Consider the following 25,311-nt stretch of genomic DNA (forward strand, 5'->3'; position numbering starts at 1 on the left):
TCCTAGTTCGACCCCAGAAAGGTTCCCGGATGCAGGATGATGTCAAAGTGGTGCAGGCCCGGTTGCAGATCGAAGCTGACCGAATGACCCGCCTTGCGCAGGCGTTCGGCATAGTCCCGGCTCTGCCGGATGAACTCGGCCGTATCCCGTTCGGCCACCGTCACGCGATACTGCGGCCCGGCCTCCGGCAGATGCAGAACCGGCGACAACGCCTCGATTTCCCCGGCACTCAGTTGCAGCGGATCGTTGACTGGGGTCAGCGCGATAGGCTCCAGGTCGAACACGCCGCTGATCAGGATGACGTTGCGCACCGTCAGGCCCGCCTGCGCCAGCGCGGCCCGCGACGTGGCCATCACCATCGCGGCCAGATGCCCGCCGGCGCTGTGCCCCGAGAGGGTGACATTTGACGCGTCAAACCCCAGTTCCCCCGCCGCGCCCGCCAGCCAGATCAGGGCGTCACGGCATTCCGACACCATGTCGCTTAGACGCGCACCGGGGGCGATGGTGTAGTTCAACGTCGCGAAAGCGTGGCCGGTTTCGATCAGTCCCGGCGCCATCATCGCCGACTCGCGCTGGCTCAGCGCCTGCCAGTACCCGCCGTGGATGAAAACGTGCAACGGGGCGCCGGGCCGGTTGGCGGGAAAGTAGTCGAGAAGGTGGGTGTCACCGGGGCCGTAAGACAGGTTCTCGCGTACCGACAGCCTCTCGCGGGACTGCGCGCTCAGCGCCGCATAGCTTGCCAGATAGGGCGTGATGTCGCCCCCCACCATGGCGCTGGGAGAGTATTCCCGCGCCAGTTCGTCCTTGGAGAATCCGCGATACAGCACGCGTCAGGCCCCCTGGTTGTACATCAGTTCGGTCCGCATGTCGTAGAGGTCGTGGAAGAACTTGAGCTCCAGCGCCTTCTTGAGGAAGGCCACGCCGCTCGATCCGCCCGTGCCGGGCTGCATGCCGATCACCCGTTCCACGGCATTGGCATGGTCGAACCGCCAGCGCTGGAACAGCGATTCCACATCCATCAGCTTTTCCGCCAGGGCATAGAGATCCCAGTATTTGTCCGTGTTCCTGAACACTTCCACCCAGATCTTCACGATGCGCGGATCGCCGGAATAGGGCTGCGAATAGTCGCGGTCCAACAGTTCCTGCGGCACGTCGAATCCCTGCCGCGCCAGCATGTGCAGAACCTCGTCATAGAGCGAGGGTTTGGTCAGGGCCGCATTCAGCATCTCCATCACTTCGGGATCGTGTTCGTGGACCTTCAGCGTCGAGGTGTCCTTGTTGCCCAGAATGAACTCGATCTGGCGATAGCCGTAGCTCTGGAACCCCGACGAGTTGCCCAGCGCGCCGCGGAACGTCAGGTAGTCGGCCGGCGTCATAGTCAGCAGCGTGTCCCACGCCGCGATCAGCTGCCGCTGGATCGCCTTGATGCGGTCGAGGTTCTTCATCGCCGGGCCGAAATCGTCCTGCTGCAGGAACCGGCGCACTTCGACCAGTTGGTGGTGCATCAGTTTCAGCCACAATTCGCTGACCTGATGAATGATGATGAACAGCATCTCGTCCGGCTGCGCCGGATCCTGAAAGGTCTTCTGGATGCTCAACAGCGTCTTGAGTTCCAGGAAATCGCCATAGCTCTTGCGGTGCGTATTGGCGAAATCGGTGACCAGCGAATCCTCGATCCCGCGTTTGAGCAGCCGTTCCTTCTTGTCTTCGTCCGCCATCTCGTTTCTCCGGATCACAAATGGGCGTCCCGCCGCGACGGGCGCGGTCAGCGGGGCAACAGCTTGGCCGTCGCCTCGATCTCGACCAGCGCCTCGTCTTCGATCAGCCCGGCCACGACCACCATGGTCATCGCCGGGAAATGCCGCCCCATCACCGCGCGATAGGCTTCACCGACCTCGCGCTGTCGCGCCAGGTATTCGCGCTTGTCGGTCACGTACCATGTCAGCCGCGTGATGTCCTCGATTCGGCCGCCCGCGGCCAGAACCACGTCCACGACATTCTGCAGGGCCTGCCGCATCTGGCCGATGAAATCGTGGCTTTCGAACCTCTGCGCGGCGGTCCAGCCGATCTGGCCGCCCACGTACAGCGTCCCGTCCGCGCTCAGAATGCCGTTGGCATAGCCCTTGGCCGGGGCCCAGCCCTCGGGATGTATCACCGTGTTGCTCATTGCGGATCTCCGATCATCTGGGAAATCTTCTCCTTCACGTCCCGCGGCCAGGGGGCCGAGGCGTAGTTTCGGGTATGGACCAGCGTCGCATTCGCGCTCAGCCGGGTTTCGCCGTCGCAGGTCGCCACCATGGCAAAGTCGAAGCTGCTGCGTCCGACGCGCCGAGGCTGCAGCACGAAGTCCAGCCAGTCGCCATGCCGGCTGATGGCCTGAAACGTGGTTTCGATCCGCACCGTCGGTGCGCCTGCGTCGATCTTGTGAAAGTCTTCGAACGGATAGGCCAGCGCGTCGAAAAAGAACGCCTCGACGCAGTCGTTGATCATCTCGAAATAGCGCGGATAGAACACGATCCCGGCCGGATCGCAGTGTTTGAACAGTATTTTCTGCCGCCAGCGATAGCCCATCTTCAAACCCCCAGGTACCTGTCGGTGATGTCCGCGCTCAGAGCGTCCATCGTGCCGTGCCAGACGGTTTCACCCCGTTGCAGCACCACGGCCTCGTCGGCGACTTTCGCCAGTTCGTTCAGCGACTTGTCCACGACCAGAATGGCCAGCCCGGTCTCGCGTTTCAGCGTGGCGATGGCGGCCCAGATCTCCTGGCGGACGATCGGGGCCAGCCCCTCGGTCGCTTCGTCCAGGATCAGCAGGCGCGGATTGGTCATCAAGGCGCGGCCGATGGCCAGCATCTGCTGCTCGCCGCCCGAAAGCGAGGCCGCCGATTGCGACCGGCGCTCTTCCAGGCGCGGAAACAGATGGGCGACGCGCTTGAAATCCCAATGGCCGGGCCGCGCCGCCGCGATCAGGTTTTCCTCGACGCTGAGATTGGGAAAACAGCGGCGGCCCTCGGGCACCAGGCCCAGACCCAGCCGGGCGGCCTTGTGGCTCGGCAGGCGGCGCAGGTCGTGCCCGTCGAACATCACCTCGCCGCCCGAAACCGGCAGCATCCGCAGGATCGTCTTGATCGTCGTGGTCTTGCCCATGCCGTTGCGCCCCATCAGGGCGACGACCGCGCCTTCCTCGACCCGCAGGCTCACCTTGAACAGGGCCTGCGAGGCGCCGTAGAAGGCCGAGACATTGGTCAGCGTGAGAAGGCTCATGCGTCTTCTCCCAGATAGGCGCGGCGCACGTCCGGATGGGTGCGGATCTCATCGACCGAACCGGTCGCGATCACCTCGCCATAGACCAGAACGCTGATCCGGTCGGCCAGGGCGAACACGGCGTCCATGTCATGCTCCACCAGCAGGATCGGCGCCTCGTGCCGCAGCTCGTCCAGAAACCCGGTCAGCCGTTTGGAGCCGCTCGTGCCGAGCCCGGCCATCGGTTCGTCCATGATGAAGGCGCGGGGGTTGAGCGTCAGGGCCACGGCCACCTCCAACTGGCGGCGCTGCCCGTGCGACAGGTCCGAGGTCCGGATCGCCGCGTGCTCCTGCAGCCCGACCCGTTCCAGCGCGCGTTCGGCAACCTGGCGCAGCGCCCTGTCGCCCAAGACGGGGCGGAAGAACCGATAGGTTTGGCCACTGGCCCCCAGGGCGCCCAGCATGGCGTTCTGCAGAACCGTATCCTCCATCGCCAGGGCCGAGATCTGGAAGGTGCGTCCCAACCCCATCCGGGCGCGCTGCACGGTGTTCAGCCCGGTCACGTCCCGGCCCAGGAACTCCACGCGACCGCTGTCCGGCTTCAATCCCCCCGCGATCTGCTGGATCAGCGTCGATTTGCCGGCCCCGTTCGGGCCGATCAGGGCATGGATTTCACCGGGAAACAGGTCGAGGTTCACATCGTTGGACGCGACGACCGCACCAAAGCGTTTGGACAGGTTGCGCACGGAAAGGACGGGTTCAGTCATGCTTGACCTCCTGTCCCGCCAGCGTGCCGATGATGCCGCCCCGCGCATACAGGACCACGGCCAGCAGCAGCAGACCCAGATAGATGTGCCAGAATTCCGACAGCCCGCCCAGAACGTGTTCAAGCGTGATGAACAGCGCCGCCCCCGCGACCGGGCCGAACAGCCGTGCGGTGCCCCCCAGAATGACCAGGATCATGATCTCGCCCGAGGTCTGCCAGCTGAACATCGTCGGGCTGACGAAGCGGTTGAGATCGGCGAACAGCGCGCCGGCAAGACCGGTGATCATGCCCGACAGGACAAAGGCGGTCAGGCGCAGCCGATAGGGCGCGATCCCCACCGTTTCCACCCGCGCCGGCGTCTGCCGCGCGGCGTTCAGGGCCAGCCCGAACGGCGATTTCGCCAGGCGCGCCGACAAAAACAGCGCCAGCGCAAGCAGGACATAGGCGATCAGGAAGAACTGGATCGGATCCAGCGTGTTGAGGCCGGGAAAACTGTTGCGCACATAGATCGACAGCCCGTCCTCGCCGCCATAGGCGGGCCAGCTGATGGCGAAGTAGAACAGCATCTGGCCAAAGGCGAGGGTGATCATGATGAAATAGACGCCCGAGGTGCGCAGCGACAGCGCGCCGATCACCAGCGCCGCCAGCGCCGAGGCGGCCAGCGCCACCAGCCAGATCACCGGCATGGATTTGGTGCCCTCGATCAGGAACGGCGTTTCCATCAACGGCGCATAGTTCTGGGCGTGGCTGGCCAGAATGCCCATCGCATAGCCGCCGATGCCGAAAAAGGCCGCGTGCCCCAGGCTGACCAGCCCTCCCAGACCCAGGGCGAGGTTCAGCCCCACGCCCGCCAGCGCAAGGATCGCGACGCGGGTGGACAGCGTGATCATGAACGGCTCGTCCGCCATGTAGGCCCAGAGCGGGAACAGCAGCAGGCCCAGCGCCAGCACGGCGTTCAGAATGGTCTCTCGGCTCATGCGCGCGCTCCGTAAAGGCCGGTGGGCTTCACGATCAGGACGATCGCCATGAGGATGTAGATCAGCATCGAGGCCAGCGCCGACCCGACCGACGTGGCGGCCGACGGTTCCATGAACAGTTTGAAGGTCTCGGGCAGCAGAACGCCGCCCAGCGTGTCGGTGACGCCGACCAGTATCGAGCCGACCAGCGCCCCCTTGATCGAGCCGATGCCGCCGATGACGATGACGACGAAGGCGAGGATCAGAACCGGCTCGCCCATGCCCACCTGCACCGACTGGATCGCGCCCACCAGGGCGCCCGCCAGACCGGCCAGCGCCGCGCCAAGCGCGAAGACGATCGTATAAAGCCGGGTGATGTCGATCCCCAGCGCGGCGATCATCTCGCGATCGCTCTCGCCGGCGCGGATCTGGATGCCCAGCCGGGTGCGGGCGATCAACAGGAACAGGCCCAGCGCGATCAGCAGGCCGACGGCGATGATGGTCAGGCGATAGACCGGGTACTCGATGCCGCCGGGCAGGGTGATCGGCCCAGACAGTGCCTCGGGAATGTTGAGATAGAGCGGGAACGACCCGAACAGCCAGCGGGTGCCTTCGGAAAAGATCAGGATCAGCGCGAAGGTCGCCAGAACCTGATCCAGGTGGTCGCGGTTGTAGAGCCGCCGGATCACCACGATCTCGACCAGCGCGCCGGCGGCGGCCGCGGCGGCTAGACTGGCGGCCAGGGCCAGCAGAAAGCTGCCCGTCGCCGCCGCTGTGGCCGCCGCCGCAAACGCCCCGATCATGAACAGCGACCCGTGGGCGAGGTTGATCAGCCCCATGACCCCGAAGACCAGGGTCAGGCCGGCCGCCGTCAGAAACAGCATCACCCCGAATTGCAAGCCGTTCAGGATCTGTTCGATCAGAAGGATAAGGGACATTTCGCTACCCGTTGCTGCGGCGCAGGGCCGTGGCCCCGCGCCGCAAGGCGGTTACATATTGCACTCGCCCGCATAGGCGTCGGCATGGTCTTCCAGTGCCACACCAAGGATCTTGTTGGTGAACACGTCGCCTTCCTGCACCACTTCGCGGACATAGATGTCCTGGATCGGATGGTGGTTCGGGCCGAACCTGAAGTCGCCGCGCACCGAGTCGAACTCGGCCGCCTTGAGCGCGGCGCGGAAGGCGTCCGGATCGCTGACATCGGCCTTTGCCATGGCCGACAGGATCAGGTTGGCGGTGTCGTAGCCCTGGCTGGCGTAAAGCGAGGGCAGGCGGCCGTATTCGGCCTGGAACGCCTCGACGAACGCCTTGTTGGCCGGGTTGTCGATGTCCTTGTTCCACTGGCTGGTATTCTTGACGCCCAGGGCGGCGGCTCCGACCGCCTGCAGGATGCCCTGATCAAAGCTGAAGGCCGGCCCGACCACCGGCAGATCGACACCGCTGTCGGCATATTGCTTGAGGAACGAGATCCCCATGCCGCCGGGCAGGAAGAAGAACACGCTGTCCGCGTCCGACGCGCGGATCTGCGCGATCTCGGCCGCGTAGTCGGTCTGGCCCAGCTGGGTATAGATCTCGCCCGCAAGATCGCCCTCGTACATCCGCTTGTATCCGGCCAGCGCGTCCTGACCGGCCGGATAGTTCGGGGCCAGGATGAAGCTGTTCTTGAACCCTGCGGATTTCGCATAGGCGCCGGCGGCTTCGTGCAGGTTGTCGTTCTGCCAGGCCACGTTGAAATAATTCGGATGGCAGCCCTTGCCCGCCAGCGCCGACGGCCCGGCATTGGGCGACAGATAGAACTTGCCCTGTGCGGTGGCCGACGGCACCACGGCCATCGCCAGGTTCGACCAGATGATGCCGGTCAGGATGTCCACCTTTTCGGACTGGATCATCCGGTCGGCCAGCTGCACGGCGATGTCGGGCTTGCGCTGGTCATCCTCGACCACGACCTCCAGATCGGTGTTCCCCGATTGCTTGACCGCCAGCAAGAAGCCGTCGCGCACATCGATGCCCAGCCCGGCGCCGCCGCCCGACAGGGTGGTGATCATGCCGACCTTGACCGGTTCGGCCGCGACCGGGGCGGCCAGGGCGGTCGCCGCAAAAAGCGCCGTTAAGCTCAGTTTCTTCAGGTTCATGTTTTCACTCCCAGTTGGTACGGGCGGGCGTTGCGCCCCCGCCCTTCGTCATTGCGCCACATATTGCGGTGCAGAGGCCAGAAAGGTGCCATAGGCCCGCGCGTTTGGATAGGAGAATTGTTCGGCCAAGGGATTGCTGCGCTTGCGTTTTGTGGCGCCGATGTCTCGCAGCAGCTCGTCGAAATGCTTGAAGTGGAAAGGCGCCGAGCAGAGCCCGCCATAGACCTTTGCCGCAGGCCGTTCCCGTCGGCGCCAGTCCAGCATCATCTCGATGTTGTCCCGCATCTCCTGATCCGTCGGCTGATGCGCCAGCTGCCCGTCGGCATAGCGCACCAGCCAGTTCGCGATCATCTCGGCCGACAGGATGGTGCAGAAGCTGGAATTGAAACCGACAAAGCCCATGTCCGGCAGATCCGGATTCACCGCCAGGCGATAGACCCGGTACTGGCCGTCGTCGTCGATCAGCTTCCGGCGGTATTCCTCGGGGATGATCGGCACGCCCAGCTTCCATCCGACCGCCAGCACCGAAACGTCGCACGGCACCCGGTCGCCGGTGGTCAGCACCACATGGCCGTCCTCGTAATGGTCGTAGGTGCCCTGGATCGGCTTGATCGAGCCGTCCTTGAACCCCTCGAACAGGCCCGGCGTCACGATCGGGACCGAGCATGACACGTCCTTTTCGATCGGCACCTTGGGCACCATGTTCCATTTCTTCAGACCCAGCTGGGTCTTCAGGATCATCTCGAGCGCCCGGAAATTGGCCCAGACCAGCGGCTTGAACACCGCCGCGACCACCCGTTGCAGCGGAGACTTGCCCCAGGCGTTGAACTGCTGCTCCTGCGCCCGCATGTAGAGCAGCCGCTTGAAGTTGATGCCGCCCACGAAATAGGGGATCCGCCAGACCGGCTCGCGATAGACCAGCGTGACCTGTCTGGCGCCGTTCTCGGCAGCATTCACCGCCAGATCGGTCGCGGATTTCGAGCCGCCCAGAACCACCACGTTCTTGCCGCGGGCAATCTCGGGGTCGTTGTAGTCCGACGAGTGCAACACCTGACCGCCCCGGGCGACGAATTCGTCCTGCCCCGGATGCGTGATGATGTTCTTGTCGGAAAACTGCCCGGTGCAGATGGCGACGAAATCGAAATCCTCCTCCCGCGTCCGGCCCGCCTCGTCGATGGTCAGGGTCCAGCCCGGCTGCCCGTCCGCGCGCCGCTGCATCGCGGTGATGTTGCTGTTCAGACGGAACAGGCGCGACAGCTTGTGCTTGTCGGCATAGGAATGCAGATAGGCATGCACCTGCGGCCCCTTGGGCCATTCCGGATAGTCGTCCGGCATCGGATGGTCGGTGAAGCAGTACAGATCCTTGGGCGATTGCGTCTGTACGCCGGGATAGGACCGCGACAGTTCCCACACGCCGCCGAAATCCTGCGTGCGCTCGAAACCGGTCACCCGGTGCCCGCGCTCGTCGAACGCCTTGGCGGCGGCGAGGCCCGAGACCCCGCCTCCGATCACGGCGACATTCTTTCGCTTGACCATGGGCGTCGCCTCAGGCTGCGTCCGGGGGCGGCAGGAAATCGACCTCGTGCAGGGCCGACAGGCGCACCAGCTCCTCGGGATCGGTCACGCCGTCCAGCGCGATGAACAGATCGAACAACTTGCGCGCCGGGGCCACGCCGAAGACGCAGGTCGCCTCGGCACCGGAACGGTTGAAGATGCCATGCGCGATGCCCTTGGGCATACGGATCGTGTCGCCGGCGCCGGCCTTGTGCACGTCCGGCCCGAATTCGCATTCCAGTTCGCCGCTCAGCACCGTGATCCATTCGTCCTGGGTCGGGTGGATGTGCGGCGGAACGAAGGTGCCGTCCGGAATCACCGCATGCCAGATGAAGACGTTGTCGGAATGTACCTTGGGCGTGTACGTGTGGCCGACGACGTTCCACGACAGCCCTTCGAGGCCGGAATTGGCGGGGGTTACACCTGGGGTTTCTTTCATGGTCCTCTCCTTGTTGAAATACGGGTGATCGATCACCTCTTTTTGTTTTTGTTGATTGGCGCGGGTCACTCCCGCTGCCGCAACTGGAACCGCTGGATCTTGCCCGTCGCGGTTTTCGGCAGCGCCTCGGTGAACACCACGCTGCGCGGGTACTTGTAGGGGGCGATGGTGGCCTTGACGTGATCCTGCAGGGCCTTGACGGTCGTTTCGTCGGGCACGGCGCCGTCGGTCAGAACCACATGCGCCTGCACGATGTTGCCGCGGGCCTCGTCCGGCGTTCCGACGACGGCGCATTCCGCCACCGCCGGGTGCGACAGCAGCGCCGCTTCGACTTCGGGGCCCGAGATGTTGTAGCCCGAACTCAGGATCATGTCGTCGTTGCGGGCGCAGAAATGCAGATAGCCGTCCGCATCCATGGTGAAGCTGTCGCCGGTGATGTTCCAGCCGTTCAGCACGTAATCCGTCTGCCGCGCATCGTTCAGATAGCGGCACCCGGTCGGCCCGCGCACCGCCAGCCGGCCGACCTCGCCGCGCGGAACCTCGTTGCCGTCATCGTCGATCACGCGGGCCTCGTAGCCGGTGACGGGTTTGCCGGTGCAGGCGGGGCGGTGATCCGAGAACCGGTTGGTGACGAAGATATGCAGCAATTCCGTGGCGCCGATGCCGTCCAGCATCGGCTTGCCGGTCTTGGCCATCCAGTCCCGGTAGATCGGCGCGGGCAGGGTCTCGCCCGCCGACACCGCCGCGCGCAGGCTGGTCAGGTCCGCGCCTTCCTCCATCGCCGCCAGCATGGTGCGATAGGCGGTGGGCGCGGTGAAACACACCGTCGCCTTGTAGGTCTGGATGATCTCGATCAGGTTCGGAGGCGAGGCGTTCTCCAGCAGCGCCGCCGCCGCACCGAACCGCAGCGGAAAGATCGCCAGCCCGCCAAGGCCAAAGGTAAAGGCCAGCGGCGGCGAGCCGACGAACACATCCTCGGGCGTGACGTTCAACACCTCTTTGGCATAGCCGTCGGCGATGATCAGCAGGTCGCGGTGGAAATGCATCGTGGCCTTGGGCGACCCGGTGGTGCCGGAGGTGAATCCCAGCAGCGCCACGTCGTCCTGGCTGGTCTCCACCGCGTCGAAATGCACCGGCTTCTGCAGCGCCAGCCGGTCAAGCTCGGCATCATGGTTCGCGGTTCCGTCGAAACCCACGACCGTCTTCAGGAACTTCGAGGTTTTGGCGCAGGCGACAAGCTCGTCCTTCAGGCGGGTGTCGCACAGGGCATGGCTGATCTCGGCCTTGTCCACGATGGCGGTCAGTTCGCCGGCCCGCAGCATGGGCATCGTGTTCACCACGACCGCACCGGCCTTGGTCGCGGCCAGCCAGCACGCCACCATGGCCGGGTTGTTGGCCGAGCGGATCAGCACGCGGTTGCCGGGCACGATCCCCAGGTCTTCGACCAGCACATGGGCGATGCGGTTGCTCCAGTCGGACAGCTCCTTGTAGGTCCGGCGGCGGCCATTGCCGATCAGCGCCGTGTGATCGCCAAAGCCCTTTTCAACCATCCGGTCGGTGAGTTCCACCGCCGCGTTCAGGCGGTCGGGATAGTCGAACCCGTCCAGCAGCAGATCGGGCCATTGGTCCCTGGGCGGCAGATTGTCCCGCGCGAACGTATCCTTGTGGGCCGAAGGTCCGAGCATGTCATCCTCCCTGATGCGCGCCCAGGGTCTGCCGCGCGATCACCACGCGCTGCACGTCCGAGGCGCCTTCGTAAATGCGCAGAGCCCGTATTTCCCGGTACAGCTTTTCGACCGTCTCGCCGGATTTCACACCATCGCCGCCGAACAGCTGCACCGCCCGGTCGATGACCTGCTGGGCCTGCTCGGTGGCGAACAGCTTGGCCATGGCCGCCTCGCGCGTCACGCGCGGCGCGCCCGCATCCTTGGTCCAGGCGGCGCGGTAGACGAGCAGGGCGGCGGCATCCACATCCAGCGCCATGTCGGCGATATGGCCCTGAACCATCTGCAGATCGAACAGCGGCGCCCCTCCGATCCGGCGCGCCTGAACCCGGTGCAGCGCCTCGTCCAGCGCGCGCCGGGCAAAGCCCAGCGCGGCTGCGGCCACGGTGGCGCGAAACACGTCCAGCACCGACATGGCGATGGCAAAGCCCTGACCCGGCGCGCCGATCATCGCGCTGGCCGGCACCCGGCAATCGGCAAAGCGCAGGGTCGCCAGCGGGTGCGGCGCGATGGTGTCCAGCCGTTCGACGATCTCGAAACCGGGCAGGCCGGCGGGCAGGACGAAGGCGGACAATCCCTTGGCCCCCGGTGCCTCGCCGGTGCGGGCGAACAGCGTGTAGACATCCGCAATGCCGCCATTGGAGATCCAGGTCTTCTCGCCGTTGAGCACGAAACCGTCGCCGTCCCGCGTGGCGGTCATCGTGGAGTGGGCCACGTCCGATCCCGATTGCGGCTCGGTCAGGGCAAAGGCCGAAATCGCCTGTCCCGACCGCGTCAGCGGCAGCCATTCCGATTTCTGCGCCTCCGATCCGAACAGCGAAATCGCCCCGGTGCCAAGCCCTTGCATCGCAAAGGAAAAGTCTGCCAGCCCGTCATGGCGCGCCAGGGTCTCGCGGATCAGGCACAGGGTCCGCACGTCGAGCGTTTCCCCGGCGGCGGCAGTTCCGGTATGCGACAGCCAGCCGTCGCGCCCCAGCGCCGCGACCAGGTCGCGGCAGGCGCGATCCGTGTCCGCATGATCGATCCCCGCCAGTTCCCGGCCGGCCCACGACTCCAGCGCCGCCGCCAGGTCGCGATGCTTGTCGTCGAAAAACGGCCAGGACAGGAAGGACCGGTCGGGCATCGCTCAATCCCCCTCGAAAACCGGTTTCTCGCGCGCCACGAAGGCGTTGTAGGCGCGTTCGAAGTCGCCGGTCTGCATGCAGATCGCCTGTGCCTGCGCCTCGGCCTCGATCGCCTGTTCGATCGACATCGACCATTCCTGCGCCAGCATGGTCTTGGTCATCATATGCGCGAAATTCGGACCCGCGGCCAGCCGCGCGGCCAACGCCTGCGCGGCGCCGTCCAGGTCCGCCGCCGCGACCAGCCGGTTGAAGAATCCCCAGCGTTCGCCTTCCTCGGCGCTCATCGACCGGCCGGTGTAGAGCAGTTCCGCCGCGCGCCCCTGGCCGATGATCCGGGGCAGGATCGCGCAGGCGCCCATGTCGCACCCGGCCAGACCGACCCGCGTGAACAGAAACGCGGTCTTGGCCTCGGGCGTCGCGATCCGCAGATCGCTGGCCATCGCGATGATCGCCCCGGCGCCGACACAGACCCCGTCCACCGCCGCGATGACCGGCTTGCCGCAGTTCACCATCGCCTTGACCAGATCGCCGGTCATCCGGGTGAAGGCCAGCAGATCCTTCATGCTCATCCGGGTCAGCGGCCCGATGATGTCGTGCACGTCGCCGCCCGAGCTGAAATTGCCGCCGTTCGAGGCAAAGACCACCGCCTTGATGTCGTCGGAATAGGCCAGATCGCGGAACCAGTCGCGCAACTCGGCATAGCTGTCGAAGGTCAGCGGGTTCTTGCGGTCGGGACGGTCCAGTGACACCGTGGCGATACCGTCGGTGATGCGGCACAGAAAATGCGTCGTGTCGCTGCGCATATCCATCAATTCCTCCCGTCCATGGACTTGATCAGTTCCTCGAGCCGCGCGGAAAAGGCTGCGGCCTCGTCGGCGTCCAGCGTTCCGAGGATCTCGTCGATCCAGCTTTCGTGCGCGGCGGCTTGGGTCGCGAAATCGGCCTGTCCCTTGGGTGTCAGGCGCACCAGCGAGGCCCGCCGGTCGCCCTTGACGGCCACGCGCATGACCAGCCCTTCCTCGACCAGCCGATCGACGATTCCCGTGACATTGCCGTTGGACACCCGCAGCACGCCGGACAGTTCGCTCATCTTCAGCCCGTCCTTGTGCCGCGACAGCGCGGCCATCACGTCGAAACGGGGCAGGGTCGAGCCGAACTCGCTGCGCAGGTTGGCGCGCAGCTTCGTCTCGATCCCGCGCGAGACCTTGAGCAGGCGCAACCACAGGCGCAGGCGTTCCTTGCTGGGCGTCGCCACCGGTTTCGGATCGGGGCGGGTCATGTCTCGCCTCCCGACAGGGTCAGCGTGTGTCCGTTGACGCTGCGCGCCGCTTCCGAACACAGCCACAGCGCCGCGCCGGCCACCTCGTCCACTTCGACGAACCGGTTCTGGGGATTGCCCCGTTTCAACGCCTGTTCGGCGGCTTCCCGATCCGCGCCGGTCTTTTCCATGATGGTTTCGATGGACCGCTCCAGCATCGGCGTGGCCACGAATCCGGGGCAGATCGCATTGACCGTGATGCCGGACGGCGCAAGTTCGATGGCCAGGGCGCGGGTCAGGCCGACGACCCCATGCTTGGCCGCACAATAGCCCGCGACGTAAGGATAGCCCTTGAGACCCGCCGTCGAGGCGACCGCGATCATGCGCCCGCCGCCGGCCTCCTGCATGTCCGGCAGCGCCGCCTTGAAGCAGTGGAACACCCCGGCCAGGTTCACGTCCAGGGTTTCGCGAAACCCGTCGGCCGTCATCCTGGCAAAGGGCGCGCTGGGCGCGACGCCGGCATTGGCGATGATCGCCCCGATGCGCCCGCGTTCGCGGCGCGCGGTGGAAAAGGCGGCCTCTACCTGATCCGGATCGGTCACGTCGCAAACCGCATAGGGCATGTCCTGCGCGCGCAGCCGGTCCTCGTTCCGGCCCAGGATCGTGACCCGCGCACCCGCTGCGGCGAACTGGCGGGCGCATTCCGCGCCGACACCGGAGCCACCGCCCGTCACAATCACATGGGTCTCGGTTAGATCCATCTCGCACCTCGGTTTCGGAAAAGCTTAGCAAGGCGAATTTATTTCAACAATAGAAATTTTGTGCTTGAAGTAAATTGGCGGAAATCGAGCCAGATCAGGACTTGGCGGCTCAAACCGTCAGGGTTCTGGCGAAGGCAATGACAAAACGGACGGCGCCGCGGCCTGCGCGGCGCATCGCAGGACGGGGACGGATCCGACGTTAACCGGCGCCGTAGGCGCGCGCTTCCTCGCGCATGGTCTCCCACGGCACCGCGGCGCCCGCCTGGGCGCATTCGTCGTATTTCGCGCGCCCCAGAACCTCGATGGCCCGGGCCACGTACCCGTCCACGTCGGCCTTGTCGGTCGGTTCGAACTTGGCGCCGATCTTCGACAGATTGTGCTCGACCGCGCCCAGGAACCGTGCCGCGGTTTCCGCGTCGCCCCTGGCCAGCGCCAGGCCGCCATAGGCCGCGACGCACAGGTTGATGACGATCGGATAGTCGAAGTCGCGCCCCAGATCAAAGGCCTCGGCTAGATAGGTCTGCGCCTCGTCCGTCTTGCCCTCGGCGATGCGGAAATGCGCGATGTTCTGCTTCAACAGCCCGGGCCAGAACGTGTTGCGCTCCACCGCCAGCAGGTCCAGCGCCTGACCATAGCAGTCCTCGGCCGCCTCCTTCATGCCTTCCATCCGTGCGCCTTCCCCCATGATCAGAAGGCCCAGGGCGGTGAAATAGTTGTCGCCCTTCTGCTGCATATGCGCGATGCAGCCCATGATGGCTTCGCTGGGGTCTTCGATGTTGCCGGTGGCCGCGCCGCAGATCGCATGGATCATCGCCGCCTTCTTGGCTTGGTCCTCTTCCCCAAGTTCGGCGAACATGCGCTCGGCCTTCTGACCGTGCCCATAGGCCCCTTCGTAATCGCCCGCCATCGCCTTGGTATAGGCCGCCGCAAGGTTGATCTTGGCCGCCGCCGCGCTGTCGCCCAGCTTTCCGGCAAGGTCGTCGGCCTGGCGAATCCAGTCCAGGCTCTCGGTGAACTGCCCCTGCGAGATCCAGTACCAATACAGCGATTCGACGATCCGGGCGCAGGTGTCGATATCCTTTCGCTGCAGCGACACCCGCAGCGCGGCGCGAACGTTGTCCGCCTCGTCGCTCAGGCGGGTGACGTGCCGTTTCTGCTCTTCCGTCAGTACCAGCGCACCGCAGCTTTCGCAGAGCGTGGCGAAATGTTCGATGAACGCGTCCTGAACCGCATCGGCGTCACCGGCGCGCTGCAGGGCGTCCTGCGCGAATTCCCGCACCATGTCATACATGCCGAAACGCGGCGCGCCGTTGACGATCCGCCGATACAGCAGGTTCTTGGAGGTCAGCGATGACACCGCGTCCAGCACATCCGCATCGAAACCGGGCACTTCCAGCAGCGCATCCTCGGCATCGTCCACGCGGAACCCGCCCGAAAACGCCGAGAGCGCCATGAAGGTCTGGCGCTCTTCGTCATTGAGCAGGCTCTCGCTCCATTCGATCGCCTTGCGCAGCGTCCGGTGGCGGCCCGAATCCTGCTGCGAACTGCGCAGCAGCTTCAGCTTTTCGTCCAGCCGTTCCAGCAGTTGCGCCGGCGACAGCAGCGACATGCGCGCCGCCGCGAGGTTGAGCGCCAGCGGGATGCCTTCGAGCCGGGTCACGATCCGGGCCACGGTGTCGCGGTTTTCGCTGGTGATCTCGAAGCCGGGGGTCTCGGCCTGAACCGCCTCGACAAAGACCCGCATCGCGCCGCTGGTTTCCGGGGTCGGATCGCCGGGCTGGGGCAGTTTGAGCGGATCGAGGACATATGTCTTTTCCGAGGCGATCCGCAATTCGGCCCGGCTCGTGACCAGCAAGCGCAGATTGGGGCACTCGTTCAGCAGGTCGGACAGGGCCACCGCCGCATCCAGGACATGCTCGAACGTGTCGAGCACCAGCAACATGCGGCTGGTGCCGATGAACGACGCGATGTCCAGATAGATCGGGCGGCCCGGATAGTCCCGAACGCCCAGCGCCTGCGCAATGCTGGGCAGAACCAGGCCGGGATTGTCCAGCCCGCCGAAATCCACGAAATAGGCGCCGTCCTCGGTATCGCGCAGCCAGAGCGCCGCCACCCGCTGCGCCACGGTGGTCTTGCCGGTGCCGCCCATGCCGGTGACGGTCACAAGGCGGCTGTCGCCTTCGTTCAGCAGGCCCATGATCTCGGCGGTCTCGCGGTCGCGGCCGACGATCGGCCCGCGCGGCTGCGAGATGTTCGTCCGACGCACGTCCAGCGTCCGAAGCGGCGGAAAGTCGATGCAGATTTCCGGATCGACGATGTCGAACAGCGTTTCGGGATAGCGGATCGCCTTGAGGCGGTGCACGCCGAGCGGGCGCACCTTCACGCCCCAGGACGCGAAATCGCTCTCGTCGAGCAGCTGATAGGCGTTGCGCGACAGCACGATCTGCCCGCCGTGCCCGGTATCGCCGATGCGGGCGGCCAGGTGCAGGTCATAACCGACCAGCTGCTGCCCGAGTTTCTCGACCGGGCCTTCGTGCAGCCCGATCCGCACCCGCAGATCGATGCCGCGCGGCCAGGTTTCGGCCTTGAGCCTGCGCTGAATCTCGATCGCCGCGCCCAGCGCCTGCCGGGGCGAGTCGAACAACACCAGAAAGGAATCCCCCTGGGTGCCGTCCTCATCTCCGCCAAAGGGGGCGTAACAGGCCCGGATGATGTCCTGGTGACGCCTGAGAACGGCCGGGTACTGATCGCCAAGGGCCTGCAGCAGGGCGGTCGAGGCCTCGATGTCCGTGAACATCATGGTCCTGCTTACCGGGCCCGTTCGGTGCTCGGTCGTTTGCTCCATCAGGGTTTCGCTCATTGTCCGTTCCGTTCGTGTTCTTTTTGTCGTGCGACCGCGGTTCTAGCCTGCGCCCACCGGAATGTCAGGTCCGAAATCAGGTTCCGCACCTCTGGAGAGGCGGCGGCCATCAGCCCGGCCCAGTCATCGGCCCCGTGCGCGACCGCGAGTCGGTTTCGCGTCAGCCACAACTCTTTATCCTGCGGAGCCCCGGTTCCGGCGCTCCCGATATGCTCGCAAACGGCCTTGTAACGAAATCGTTCCGATACAATGTCGCCCGAAGCCGTGATGCGGTCAATCAGTAAACCCGAAATTGCCGCTGCCTGATCAACGTCTTCGCAGTTGACGTCGCGCCAGTTCAACCGGTCATGGCGCGCCATCCAGCCGGCTGGAGGAACCGGTCCGGTCCGGTTCAGCCGGTTCAGCGCGGCCCGCGGGTCGTCAAGCCACCTGTTGGCGCGTCCCGAAAGCAGCAGCCACAGCACGAACCCGGCCTCCGCGCCCCCCGTGTCCGGGCCCAGCGCCGCCGCCGGAGCGCGCGCCCGCCGCGCGTCGAGATCGACGAAAGGCGCGCGTGTCGCCCGGGGCCGCCTGCACCGGTCCGGATCGCGGCGCAGGGTTCGCGCCGCCAGATGCAAGGTCTGGCGGGCGTCCTCGCGCTTGGGATCCTGGCGCCGCAGCCAGTCCATCAGCGCCGCCGGGGCCTCCGCGCCGTGGGCCTGCCGAAAGATGGCGCGCCAGCTGCGCTCGGAATAATGCAGGCGCCGCGCCGCCGAAAACAGTCGGTCGGCCTCGGCCGCGCCCATCCGGCCTTGCCGCACCGCGCGCCGCAGGGCGATCCGGATTCCGGCCAGCGGCAGGGTCAGGGCCGGCCAGGGCGCGTCGGGGTTGAAGGTGACGGCGACCTCATCCTCGCTGTCGATCAGCCCGCGCCGGAACATCCGGTAGATGCGCCCGGCGCCGCGCGCGCCCAGGGGGGCGCAATCCACCGCGCGCAGCGCCCCCATGCTGGCGCCGCCGATCACCAGGGCGCCGTCGCGCAGCACGTCCGCGACCTCGCGCGGAGACAGCGCATCGGTCTGGGCGAACACGCCGTCCAGGATCACGAAGACCGAATAGCGCAGCATCCGGGCCAGGTGCAGATCACCGCGCCGGACCGGCGGCCGCACTTCGGCCTCCGGCAGGATCTGCCGCACCTCCGCGGCAGGCAGCGACGGGCCGACAAAGACCAGTGGCGGCGTCGCCGGGGCAAGAGGCGCGTTCACAGCAGCCATCTGAGGTCTCGCCTGGACACGCGGCTGTGGTCCACCAGAAACACGCTCAATCCCGGCACGCAGACACGGACCACCGCCACCGGCAGGTCCGGGCGCGACAGATCGGCAAAACATGCGGTCGAAAATCCCGCGCCCGCCAGCGCGGCAAGGATGTGGTTCAGATCATCCGCCAGATCGACGCTCGTCAGGCTGGGAATGTCGTCCCAACCCACCGTTGCCGGCTCCTGCGCCGGGTTCGGGGCCGCACTCCGCCGGCTGGGCGTCAGGTTGAAACTGTCGCGCGCGCCCTGAATCCGCGCCAGCCGCGACTGCACGGCCTCGGTCAGCGCGCGCGACAGGGCAACGCCGGCATTCGGATGGCATCCCAGACCGCGAAACTTCATTGCGCGCGGGCCGGTAGGCGTCGGATAGGCCGGATCGAGGATGGTCGCGCGCAGCACCGGAACCGTGATGTCCTGCGTGACATCCTCGATCCCGACCGACATGCCCTGCGCGCGCATCGCGTCCACCAGCTCCCGGCAGTCCCGCGGCAGGGCCGCATCCGCCGCGATGGCCCGGCACTTCGGGGCGGCGTCACCGGCCTCTCCGAACAGTTCGGCAAACACAAGCTGCCCGATCGCGTCGCGCTCGATCACTTCGCACAAGCCGTGAACCACCGCCTCCAGCCGGGTATTGCCCGATGCCAGCCCATTCGTGTCGGGCAGGCGCAGCAATCCGTCATTGGGCGGGCAGACGACCATATCCGCGGGCAGCCAGACCTCGTCCGACATGAACAGATCGGTTGCCGGCACCCAGCCGCATTCGGCCTTCGGTGCAAACCCGGTGTCGGGGGGCAGGGTGAAGGCGCGCGGGTCCAGAAACCGTCGGCCTTCCGATGTCAGCGCCGCAACGCTGGCGCGCCGGGCCGTGTCGGGCAGGGTTTCCGCCGTCACGCGCTCGCAGGCTTCCATGACGGCGCTCGCCTTGGCCGCCGCCGCGTCGCGCCCCTTGCCCATATGCGTGGTCAGATCCCGGGCCAGGGGCGTCACCGCGCAATAGACCGGAAGCCCCAGCCGATCCAACGGCGTTAGATCGGCAAGCCGGGTGATCGGCAGCGCCGACCGGATCCGGTCAAGATGGTCCAGCGTGCACTCCGCCGTCACCGTACGCGGAATGTTCGCGGCAATCTTGATCGTGTTTTCATGTGCGAAAAGGTGCCGTACGGCGTGGGTCGTGCACGGCACTCAGATCACCTCAGAGCGCGGCCATGCCGCCGTCGTCATCCCCGTCGGACGAGAAAGGCATGCCGGTGATCTTGTCCTTGAGCTTGATGATCGCGTCAACTTCTTCCTTCGAGAATTCCTCATTCAGGATCCGCTTGTGCTCGTCCGAAACGTGGCTCGCGTCCTTGACTGCACCCGCGTCGATCAGACGATCCAGATTTGAAGCTTCGGCCATTTTCTTTCTCCCCTAGGCTGAGTCTTTGCTTGCATATTGATATTCGTTAACAGTTTCCATGCACGACGATTATCGGCGGCATGTCAACGAATATTGTTGTATCTCTGCCATTTCCAATCGTAACTTCACAAGAGCTTAATGTACGGGGGGTAGGTGCCGATGAACGAAAAGCTTTCAGCGGTGGGTGAATTGACCAACAGCCAGATCGTGCGCACCAAGATGCGGCTCACCTGCCATGCCGCCAACGCGGCCTTCGCGCAGTTCTGGGCGCGGCCCGACCTGCCCGAGATGCTGCCGGGCTTTCTGGTGACATTGCAGCAGATCATGCGCGCGACCGTTCCGCTGATGGAGGCCGCCCGCGACCGTGCCGCGGACATGGCCGAGCGCGACGCGCTCTGCCGCCATCTGCGCGACTATTTCGCAAAGCACGTGGATGAAGAGCGCGATCACGACCTCTGGGCGCTCGAAGACCTCGAGGCGGCCGGATTTGCCCGCGCCGAGGTGCTGGACGTGCTGCCGCTGCCGGACGTGGCCTCGATGATGGGGGCGCAGTACTACTGGATCCACCACTATCACCCGGTGATGCTGCTGGGCTGCATCGCGCTGCTGGAATCCGGGCCGCCCAGCGACAGCCTGATCGAGAAACTCGAACGCGAGAGCGGCCTGCCAAAAGAGGCGTTCCGCACCTATCATTTTCACGGCCGGGTCGATCCGCATCACCGCGACGACCTGGACAAGGCGCTCGATGGGATGCCGCTCAGCCGGCGGCATCTGGGTCTGATCGGGATCAGCGCGACGCATACCGCCAACACGCTCGCCTCAATCGTCGAACGGATCTCTCCGACCGACGCTCCCCAAAGACGGATCTGACAGCGCGCCCCGCGGTTTCGGGGGGGATCGCGGGCCGCAGAAACAGGAGTCCACTGTGTCTGAACGCGGAAACGGTCCGCTGCGAAACCCGATGGTTTTGCGCGGCAGCCCCTATGCGGACGATGCCGTCGATCGCATTGCCGAGGTTGAAATTCCGGCGCTGGCCAAGGCGCTGGAAAGCATCGGCACCACCTGTTCGGTGGGCGAGGCGCTGGCCATGCCCGAAACCCGGCCGCTTTCGACCAACGAACGCCGCAAGATCATCGACCAGGCGATCCTGGTGCTGAGCGAACTCTACGTTCACCGCGAACTCAAGCGGACCAAGCACGCGGTCGATCCCGTCACCGCCCTGCGCCAGCTCAAACGCCGGTGCGAGAAACTCGACGGCTACGAGTTCCACAACCAGATCATGAAGATCTTCAAGGGCCTGCGCGACATCCACACGGCCTATGTCATGCCGCCGCCCTATTCCAACATGGTGGCGTTCCTGCCGTTCCTGCTGGACGCGCATGTCATTCCCGGCAACGCCCCGGTTCACGGCCAGGTGTGCGAGATCGAGGATCTCAGCGAGGACAGCTTCAACCCCGAGGCGGAGCGCTGCGTGATCGTCACCGGCCTGCTGGCCGATTTCAAGCACCCGCATTTCAAACCCGGCGCCGAGATCCTCAGCTGGAACGGAATGCCGATACACGAGGCGATCCGGCGCATCGGCGAAGAAGAGCAGGGGTCCAACATCTACGCTCAGTTCGCTTTGGGCCTGCGGTTGATGACCGTGCGGTGGTTCGGCGGCTCGCTGCCGCCCAGCGAATATTTCGTGACCATCGCCTACCGCAGCGAGGACGGCAAGATCCGCGAAATCCGGTTCCCCTGGCGGGTCATCCTGGATGACGAGGCCAAGGATCGCGTCGCCTCGGTGCAGGCGATGTGGGAGCTGAAGAAGAACTTTCAGAACAACACCACGTCCGACCCCTCCATCGAACACCGGTCGCTGTATGAGTCCACGGTGCGCAACACGCTGTTTGACAGACAAAGGGAAATCGACCGCAAGGAACGCATCATCAAGATCCCGGCCGAGATCGACGGCTTGCCCGAAGGCGTCTTCACCGTCCACAACGTCAAGGTCGATCACGGCCCCCGGGGGTTCAAGTTCGGGCTGGTCAAGATCAACCACTTCAACTGCTCGCCCAGGAAGTTCGTCGAAGCCTTCCTCAAGATCCTGTACAGCATTCCCCAGACCGGACTGCTCATCGACATCCGCTCCAATCCCGGCGGGCAGGTGGTGGCGGCCGAACGGATCCTGCAACTGCTGACCCCGCGGGTCATCACCCCGCTGCCGTTCCAGTTTCTGGCCACCACGCTGGTCGAACAGATCGTCTGGTCGCCGAAAAGCAGCGCCAAAAAGCTCCACTCCTGGCAGAACCGGGTGTCGCCGGCCGTGGATGTCGGCAACCAGTTCTCGGGGCAGGGGCCGCTGACCGACCCCGCCCAGGCCAACGATCTGGGCCAGTACTACTACGGTCCGGTCGCGCTGGTGACGAACGCCATCACCTACAGCTCCGGCGACATCTTCGCCGCCAGTTTCCAGGACCACGAAATCGGCCCCGTCATCGGCGTCGATCCCAGCACCGGCGGCGGCGGCGCGAACATGTGGACGCATCGCTATTGCGTCGATCTGGTCGATCCCGGCGAAACGCTGGATTTCCTCCCGCCGCGGTCCCTCAGGAACGAGCCCAAACCGCATTACGCGGTCCGGCGCTGCACGCGGGTCGGCAAGAATCAGGGCATGCCGATCGAAGAGGACGGCGTGCGCCGCGACCATTTCCACAATCTGACCCGCGACGACCTGCTGGGCGGCAACGTGGACCTGATCCGGCACGCCGCCAAGGTGCTGAGCGAGATCCCGAAACAGCAATTCGACATGACCGTCCGCATCGACGGGCAGGAGGTGCCGCTGAACAGGCCGGTTCTCGACGTCCAGACCCAGAAGCAGAAGGTCCGGGTCGAAATCGAAGTGGATGTCGGCAAGCGTTTCGGCGGGCTCCAGTTCATCCTGTCGGTCGATGGGCGTCCGGTCTATCTTCAGATCCCGACCCAGAGAAAGACCAGGATGACCTTTGAGCTTGAGACCAGCCGCCCCGCGGACATCCGGCTCGAAGCGCATGACTTCGACATCGTCAGCGGCCACAGCTCGGGCGTCGTCGCGTCGTTCCGGCGCAAGGTGGCTTTCGCCTCGGTCGGATAGCGGCGCAATGCCCGTGGCCGGGCTCAGCCGCAGATCACCACCTGCGTGTTCCAGTCCCGGCACCGCGCGGCCAGACCGGGTGGCACCGGAGCGTCGGTGAAAAAGCTGTCGATCCGCGCCAGCGAGGCGATGCGCGCCGGGGCCGCGCGCTGAAACTTGGAACTGTCGGCAACCAGGAACGTGTGCCGCGCCTGCGCGATGATGGTCTGGCTGACATGGACCTCCTGAAAATCGAAATCCAGCAGATCTCCCTCCGCGTCCAGCGCCGAACAGCCGATCACCGCATAGTCGAACTTGAACCGCTCGATGGTCGAAACCGTGAGGTTCCCGATCAGACCGCCATCCGACCGCCGCAGCACCCCGCCCGCGACCACGATCCGGCAATCGGGATTGGCCACCAGGATGTTGGCCACGTTCATGTTGTTGGTCACGACCATCAGGTTCCTGTGCGACAAGAGCGCCCGCGCCACGGCTTCGGTCGAAGTGCCGATGTTCAGAAACAGCGACGCGCCATCGGGAATCGCGCGCACGCATTTGGCGGCGATCCGCTCCTTGGCGTCTTCGTTCAGACCGCGGCGATCCTCATAGCCGATATTGGTCACGCCGGACCTCAGCACCGCGCCGCCATGGACCCGCTCCAGCTTGCCGGCATCCGCCAATTCGCCAAGGTCGCGGCGGATTGTCTGCACCGTGACCCCGAACCGCTCGGCCAGATCCTCGACCGTGACCCGGCCCTCGCTGCGGGCAATCTCCAGAATGTCCGACTGTCTGAACGAAAACGACATGGTTCCTGTCCCGTGGCGAAGCGGCGCGCACCGGAACTTTGCCGCGTTGTTCCGCATATGCAAGGAGTTTCGTTTTTCTTCCGTTGCGCTCTGTGTGCATTTCGCCAGGGTCGTGGCCCCTTGAACGCGGTTTGCCTGTTTTTCAATGATCGCAGGCCGATGCCCCTGCCATCCAGGCGCCTACCCGTTCTCGCGTATGCAAAAACGAAAGATTACGAAAAAAGACATTGACCATTCGAAGGGCGCTGGCATTAGTATCCGCCGTCATCCCCGCATGGAGAATCGCCCATGTCCGAGCCGGACCCTCAGCCCTGCGACCTTTTCGTGATCGGCGGCGGCATCAACGGATGCGGGATCGCGCGCGATGCGGCCGGGCGCGGCCTGTCGGTGGTTCTGGCCGAGATGAACGATCTTGCCTCCGCCACGTCCTCCGCCTCGACTAAGCTGTTTCACGGCGGCTTGCGCTATCTGGAATATTTCGAGTTCAGGCTTGTGCGCGAGGCGCTGATCGAGCGGGAAACGCTGCTCAGGGCCATGCCGCATATCAGCTGGCCGATGCGTTTCGTGCTGCCCTATCACCCCGAGATGCGGTTCGACGCCGAAACCCCCACTTCGCGCCTGCTGAAGACGGTGATGCCCTGGATGCACGGCCGGCGCCCGGCCTGGCTCATTCGCCTCGGCCTGCTCCTCTACGATCATCTGGGCGGGCGCAAGATCCTGCCCGGAACCAGTTCGGTCGATCTCCGCACCGTGCCCGAGGGGGCGCCGTTGCAGGACAGGTTCCATCGCGCCTACGAATATTCCGATTGCTGGGTCGAGGACACCCGCCTCGTGGTTCTCAACGCGCGCGACGCCCAAGCCCGCGGCGCGAAAATCCTGGTGCGGACCGAGGTCGTGTCCGCCGAACGGACCGGCAGGGTCTGGACCGTGACCGTGCGGGACCGTGACCGGGACACGACCCGAACCCATCGCGCCCGCATGCTGGTGAATGCGGGCGGGCCCTGGGTCGGCGACATCCTGCAGACGCGAATCCGGTCGAACGCCCACGACCGGGTGCGGCTGGTCCGCGGCAGTCACATCGTGACCCGGCGGCTTTACGACCACGACAAGTGCTATTTCTTTCAGGGCGCGGACGGGCGCATCATCTTTGCGATCCCCTACGAACGCGATTTCACCCTGATCGGGACGACCGATCACGACCACCCGGACCTGTCGGAGCCGCCGGTCTGCACCGACGCGGAACAGGACTATCTCTGCGCCTTCGCGTCGAACTATTTCAAACGGCCCGTCACCCGGCAGGACATCGTATGGACCTATTCCGGGGTCCGGCCGCTCTATGACGACGGCGAAGGCAGCGCCACCGCCGCCACGCGGGACTACACGCTCAAGGTCGAGGATGGCGGCGGCGTGCCGGTGCTGAACGTGTTCGGCGGCAAGATCACCACCTACCGCCGCCTGGCCGAAAGCGCGATGGAAAAGATCGGCGCGCATTTCCCGAACCTGCCGGGGCCATGGACGGCGGGCGTGCCGCTGCCCGGCGGCGATTTCCCGGTCGATGGCTTTGCCGATCTGGTGTCGCGGCTGGCGGCGGACCATCCATACCTGAACGACGTCTGGGCCGACCGCCTGGTGCGCGCCTACGGGACCGAGGCCTGGGACGTGTTGGGGTCTGCCACGACACCGGCGGATCTGGGCGAGGATTTCGGGGCCACCCTGACCGGGCGCGAGGTCGCGTGGCTGATGGACCGCGAATTCGCCCGCACCGCCGAGGATGTGGTGTGGCGGCGCAGCAAGCTCGGCCTGCGCCTGACCGCCGCGCAGATCGCGGCGCTGGACCGGTGGATGGCGCGGCACCGGCAGAACGGATCCCCGACCGCCGCCTGACACCGGGCCGCGCGGCGCGCCGGC

General features: G+C 65.5%; 24 protein-coding genes. 3 read left to right on the forward strand and 21 right to left on the reverse strand.

The annotated features are described in order from the left end of the window. Positions 1–2 precede the first annotated feature (2 nt). From AC2FNJ_RS00385 to AC2FNJ_RS00480, 20 genes are all read right to left on the reverse strand, one after another. Complete coding sequence (locus AC2FNJ_RS00385) at positions 3–827, reverse strand: alpha/beta hydrolase (protein WP_496761599.1); 825 nt, start codon at positions 825–827, stop codon at positions 3–5. 3 nt (positions 828–830) lie between these two features. Then, positions 831–1,718 carry a tryptophan 2,3-dioxygenase gene (locus tag AC2FNJ_RS00390; RefSeq protein WP_496761600.1) on the reverse strand — a complete coding sequence of 296 codons (888 nt, stop codon included), beginning with the start codon at positions 1,716–1,718 and terminating at the stop codon, positions 831–833. A 47-nt stretch (positions 1,719–1,765) separates the two neighbouring features. Continuing rightward, a complete protein-coding gene (locus AC2FNJ_RS00395) occupies positions 1,766–2,167 on the reverse strand; it encodes a RidA family protein (RefSeq protein ID WP_496761601.1) in 402 nt (133 codons plus the stop codon). Then, positions 2,164–2,571 (reverse strand): acyl-CoA thioesterase, encoded by a 408-nt coding sequence (locus AC2FNJ_RS00400; RefSeq protein WP_496761602.1) that lies wholly within the window; start codon positions 2,569–2,571, stop codon positions 2,164–2,166. The genes AC2FNJ_RS00395 and AC2FNJ_RS00400 overlap by 4 nt, the downstream gene beginning before the upstream one ends. A gap of 2 nt (positions 2,572–2,573) precedes the next feature. Then, on the reverse strand, positions 2,574–3,263 hold the full coding sequence (locus tag AC2FNJ_RS00405) for an ABC transporter ATP-binding protein (RefSeq protein WP_496761603.1): 690 nt from the start codon (positions 3,261–3,263) through the stop codon (positions 2,574–2,576). Further along, positions 3,260–4,009 (reverse strand): ABC transporter ATP-binding protein, encoded by a 750-nt coding sequence (locus tag AC2FNJ_RS00410; protein ID WP_496761604.1) that lies wholly within the window; start codon positions 4,007–4,009, stop codon positions 3,260–3,262. Before AC2FNJ_RS00410 ends, AC2FNJ_RS00405 begins: the two co-directional genes overlap by 4 nt. Next, positions 4,002–4,985, reverse strand: coding sequence for a branched-chain amino acid ABC transporter permease (locus AC2FNJ_RS00415; RefSeq protein ID WP_496761605.1), 984 nt, complete (start codon positions 4,983–4,985; stop codon positions 4,002–4,004). The genes AC2FNJ_RS00410 and AC2FNJ_RS00415 overlap by 8 nt, the downstream gene beginning before the upstream one ends. Next, positions 4,982–5,902: a branched-chain amino acid ABC transporter permease gene (locus AC2FNJ_RS00420; protein WP_496761606.1), complete on the reverse strand. Its 921-nt coding sequence runs from the start codon at positions 5,900–5,902 to the stop codon at positions 4,982–4,984. Before AC2FNJ_RS00420 ends, AC2FNJ_RS00415 begins: the two co-directional genes overlap by 4 nt. Before the next feature lie 51 nt (positions 5,903–5,953). Next, positions 5,954–7,096 carry an ABC transporter substrate-binding protein gene (locus AC2FNJ_RS00425; protein ID WP_496761607.1) on the reverse strand — a complete coding sequence of 381 codons (1,143 nt, stop codon included), beginning with the start codon at positions 7,094–7,096 and terminating at the stop codon, positions 5,954–5,956. A 48-nt stretch (positions 7,097–7,144) separates the two neighbouring features. Next, entirely contained in the window at positions 7,145–8,632 is a 1,488-nt protein-coding gene (locus AC2FNJ_RS00430; RefSeq protein ID WP_496761608.1) for a flavin-containing monooxygenase, read from the reverse strand. 10 nt (positions 8,633–8,642) lie between these two features. After that, on the reverse strand, positions 8,643–9,089 hold the full coding sequence (locus AC2FNJ_RS00435) for a cupin domain-containing protein (RefSeq protein WP_496761609.1): 447 nt from the start codon (positions 9,087–9,089) through the stop codon (positions 8,643–8,645). Positions 9,090–9,154: 65 nt separating this feature from the next. Further along, on the reverse strand, positions 9,155–10,774 hold the full coding sequence (locus tag AC2FNJ_RS00440) for an AMP-binding protein (protein WP_496761610.1): 1,620 nt from the start codon (positions 10,772–10,774) through the stop codon (positions 9,155–9,157). 1 nt (position 10,775) lies between these two features. After that, entirely contained in the window at positions 10,776–11,936 is a 1,161-nt protein-coding gene (locus tag AC2FNJ_RS00445; protein ID WP_496761611.1) for an acyl-CoA dehydrogenase family protein, read from the reverse strand. 3 nt (positions 11,937–11,939) lie between these two features. Continuing rightward, positions 11,940–12,740 (reverse strand): enoyl-CoA hydratase family protein, encoded by an 801-nt coding sequence (locus AC2FNJ_RS00450; protein WP_496761865.1) that lies wholly within the window; start codon positions 12,738–12,740, stop codon positions 11,940–11,942. Between the two features lie 5 nt (positions 12,741–12,745). Further along, on the reverse strand, positions 12,746–13,216 hold the full coding sequence (locus tag AC2FNJ_RS00455) for a MarR family winged helix-turn-helix transcriptional regulator (RefSeq protein WP_496761612.1): 471 nt from the start codon (positions 13,214–13,216) through the stop codon (positions 12,746–12,748). Next, positions 13,213–13,956 carry an SDR family NAD(P)-dependent oxidoreductase gene (locus tag AC2FNJ_RS00460; RefSeq protein WP_496761613.1) on the reverse strand — a complete coding sequence of 248 codons (744 nt, stop codon included), beginning with the start codon at positions 13,954–13,956 and terminating at the stop codon, positions 13,213–13,215. The genes AC2FNJ_RS00455 and AC2FNJ_RS00460 overlap by 4 nt, the downstream gene beginning before the upstream one ends. A gap of 199 nt (positions 13,957–14,155) precedes the next feature. After that, positions 14,156–16,816 carry an adenylate/guanylate cyclase domain-containing protein gene (locus AC2FNJ_RS00465; protein ID WP_496761614.1) on the reverse strand — a complete coding sequence of 887 codons (2,661 nt, stop codon included), beginning with the start codon at positions 16,814–16,816 and terminating at the stop codon, positions 14,156–14,158. Beyond that, positions 16,813–18,069, reverse strand: a complete 1,257-nt coding sequence (locus AC2FNJ_RS00470) for a TfuA-like protein (RefSeq protein WP_496761615.1) — start codon at positions 18,067–18,069, stop codon at positions 16,813–16,815. The genes AC2FNJ_RS00465 and AC2FNJ_RS00470 overlap by 4 nt, the downstream gene beginning before the upstream one ends. Beyond that, the gene (locus tag AC2FNJ_RS00475; RefSeq protein ID WP_496761616.1) at positions 18,057–19,292 is read right to left on the reverse strand and encodes a YcaO-like family protein; all 1,236 of its coding nucleotides are present in this window, start codon (positions 19,290–19,292) and stop codon (positions 18,057–18,059) included. Before AC2FNJ_RS00475 ends, AC2FNJ_RS00470 begins: the two co-directional genes overlap by 13 nt. Before the next feature lie 10 nt (positions 19,293–19,302). Further along, positions 19,303–19,506: a hypothetical protein gene (locus tag AC2FNJ_RS00480; RefSeq protein ID WP_496761617.1), complete on the reverse strand. Its 204-nt coding sequence runs from the start codon at positions 19,504–19,506 to the stop codon at positions 19,303–19,305. Positions 19,507–19,665: 159 nt separating this feature from the next. Between AC2FNJ_RS00480 and AC2FNJ_RS00485 the strand changes: the two genes are divergently transcribed. Continuing rightward, on the forward strand, positions 19,666–20,376 hold the full coding sequence (locus AC2FNJ_RS00485) for an iron-containing redox enzyme family protein (RefSeq protein ID WP_496761618.1): 711 nt from the start codon (positions 19,666–19,668) through the stop codon (positions 20,374–20,376). 55 nt (positions 20,377–20,431) lie between these two features. Continuing rightward, on the forward strand, positions 20,432–22,618 hold the full coding sequence (locus tag AC2FNJ_RS00490; RefSeq protein ID WP_496761619.1) for a S41 family peptidase: 2,187 nt from the start codon (positions 20,432–20,434) through the stop codon (positions 22,616–22,618). Positions 22,619–22,641: 23 nt separating this feature from the next. Here AC2FNJ_RS00490 and AC2FNJ_RS00495 read toward each other — a convergent pair whose 3' ends face one another. Further along, entirely contained in the window at positions 22,642–23,403 is a 762-nt protein-coding gene (locus AC2FNJ_RS00495) for a DeoR/GlpR family DNA-binding transcription regulator (protein WP_496761620.1), read from the reverse strand. 288 nt (positions 23,404–23,691) lie between these two features. On the opposite strand from AC2FNJ_RS00495, the gene glpD reads away from it, so the two are divergent. Continuing rightward, a complete protein-coding gene (gene glpD / locus AC2FNJ_RS00500) occupies positions 23,692–25,287 on the forward strand; it encodes a glycerol-3-phosphate dehydrogenase (protein WP_496761621.1) in 1,596 nt (531 codons plus the stop codon). The last annotated feature ends 24 nt before the right edge of the window (positions 25,288–25,311 follow it).

Source organism: Ruegeria sp. BHSB196 (assembly GCF_059613135.1).

Excerpts from the sequence above, each read along its gene's own strand:
- AC2FNJ_RS00420 (WP_496761606.1), bottom strand. The coding sequence starts at position 5,902 with ATGTCCCTTATCCTTCTGATCGAACAGATCCTGAACGGCTTGCAATTC.
- AC2FNJ_RS00445 (WP_496761611.1), bottom strand. The coding sequence starts at position 11,936 with ATGCCCGACCGGTCCTTCCTGTCCTGGCCGTTTTTCGACGACAAGCAT.
- AC2FNJ_RS00460 (WP_496761613.1), bottom strand. The coding sequence starts at position 13,956 with ATGGATCTAACCGAGACCCATGTGATTGTGACGGGCGGTGGCTCCGGT.
- AC2FNJ_RS00390 (WP_496761600.1), bottom strand. The coding sequence starts at position 1,718 with ATGGCGGACGAAGACAAGAAGGAACGGCTGCTCAAACGCGGGATCGAG.
- AC2FNJ_RS00485 (WP_496761618.1), top strand. The coding sequence starts at position 19,666 with ATGAACGAAAAGCTTTCAGCGGTGGGTGAATTGACCAACAGCCAGATC.
- AC2FNJ_RS00465 (WP_496761614.1), bottom strand. The coding sequence starts at position 16,816 with ATGAGCGAAACCCTGATGGAGCAAACGACCGAGCACCGAACGGGCCCG.
- AC2FNJ_RS00470 (WP_496761615.1), bottom strand. The coding sequence starts at position 18,069 with ATGGCTGCTGTGAACGCGCCTCTTGCCCCGGCGACGCCGCCACTGGTC.
- AC2FNJ_RS00480 (WP_496761617.1), bottom strand. The coding sequence starts at position 19,506 with ATGGCCGAAGCTTCAAATCTGGATCGTCTGATCGACGCGGGTGCAGTC.
- AC2FNJ_RS00455 (WP_496761612.1), bottom strand. The coding sequence starts at position 13,216 with ATGACCCGCCCCGATCCGAAACCGGTGGCGACGCCCAGCAAGGAACGC.
- AC2FNJ_RS00450 (WP_496761865.1), bottom strand. The coding sequence starts at position 12,740 with ATGCGCAGCGACACGACGCATTTTCTGTGCCGCATCACCGACGGTATC.
- glpD (WP_496761621.1), top strand. The coding sequence starts at position 23,692 with ATGTCCGAGCCGGACCCTCAGCCCTGCGACCTTTTCGTGATCGGCGGC.
- AC2FNJ_RS00415 (WP_496761605.1), bottom strand. The coding sequence starts at position 4,985 with ATGAGCCGAGAGACCATTCTGAACGCCGTGCTGGCGCTGGGCCTGCTG.
- AC2FNJ_RS00430 (WP_496761608.1), bottom strand. The coding sequence starts at position 8,632 with ATGGTCAAGCGAAAGAATGTCGCCGTGATCGGAGGCGGGGTCTCGGGC.
- AC2FNJ_RS00410 (WP_496761604.1), bottom strand. The coding sequence starts at position 4,009 with ATGACTGAACCCGTCCTTTCCGTGCGCAACCTGTCCAAACGCTTTGGT.
- AC2FNJ_RS00440 (WP_496761610.1), bottom strand. The coding sequence starts at position 10,774 with ATGCTCGGACCTTCGGCCCACAAGGATACGTTCGCGCGGGACAATCTG.
- AC2FNJ_RS00435 (WP_496761609.1), bottom strand. The coding sequence starts at position 9,089 with ATGAAAGAAACCCCAGGTGTAACCCCCGCCAATTCCGGCCTCGAAGGG.
- AC2FNJ_RS00425 (WP_496761607.1), bottom strand. The coding sequence starts at position 7,096 with ATGAACCTGAAGAAACTGAGCTTAACGGCGCTTTTTGCGGCGACCGCC.
- AC2FNJ_RS00400 (WP_496761602.1), bottom strand. The coding sequence starts at position 2,571 with ATGGGCTATCGCTGGCGGCAGAAAATACTGTTCAAACACTGCGATCCG.
- AC2FNJ_RS00405 (WP_496761603.1), bottom strand. The coding sequence starts at position 3,263 with ATGAGCCTTCTCACGCTGACCAATGTCTCGGCCTTCTACGGCGCCTCG.
- AC2FNJ_RS00495 (WP_496761620.1), bottom strand. The coding sequence starts at position 23,403 with ATGTCGTTTTCGTTCAGACAGTCGGACATTCTGGAGATTGCCCGCAGC.
- AC2FNJ_RS00395 (WP_496761601.1), bottom strand. The coding sequence starts at position 2,167 with ATGAGCAACACGGTGATACATCCCGAGGGCTGGGCCCCGGCCAAGGGC.